Raw genomic sequence first — 549 nt, forward strand, 5'->3', positions numbered from 1 at the left:
GACATCATCCGCGCCAGCGGCAAGACGGGAGAAGGCGTTTACACCATTCTGGACACGATTATCGAAAAGGTGCCCCCGCCCACAGGCGACCCCGATGCACCGTTGCAAGCCCTGATTTTCGACTCGGTTTTTAACTCCTTCCGCGGCATCATCGCCTATTTCAAGATTGTGAACGGCAGCATCCGGAAGGGCGATTTGGTGAAATTCGTGGCTACGGGCAAGGAATATGAGGCGGACGAGGTGGGCATCCTGAAACTCGAAATGTCGCCGCAGGAAGAGGTGAGTTGCGGCAATGTGGGCTACATCATTTCCGGCATCAAGGTGTCGAAAGAGGTGAAGGTGGGCGACACAATTACGCACGTCAAAAACCCGTGCAAGGCAGCCATCGCGGGCTTCGAGGAAGTGAAGCCGATGGTCTTTGCCGGCGTGTATCCCATTGAAACAGACGAGTTTGAGAACTTGCGGGCTTCGCTCGAAAAGTTGCAATTGAACGATGCCTCGCTGACGTTTCAGCCCGAATCGTCGGTGGCGTTGGGCTTCGGTTTTCGC

Annotated in this window: 1 protein-coding gene; it reads left to right on the forward strand. The window is 55.4% G+C overall.

The genetic code is table 11. The features are described 5' to 3' along the window. Positions 1-549 (forward strand): EF-Tu/IF-2/RF-3 family GTPase (locus ASC50_RS03615; protein WP_262482194.1); only part of this gene is annotated, 549 nt, incomplete at both ends.

Source organism: Candidatus Symbiothrix dinenymphae, assembly GCF_001431085.1.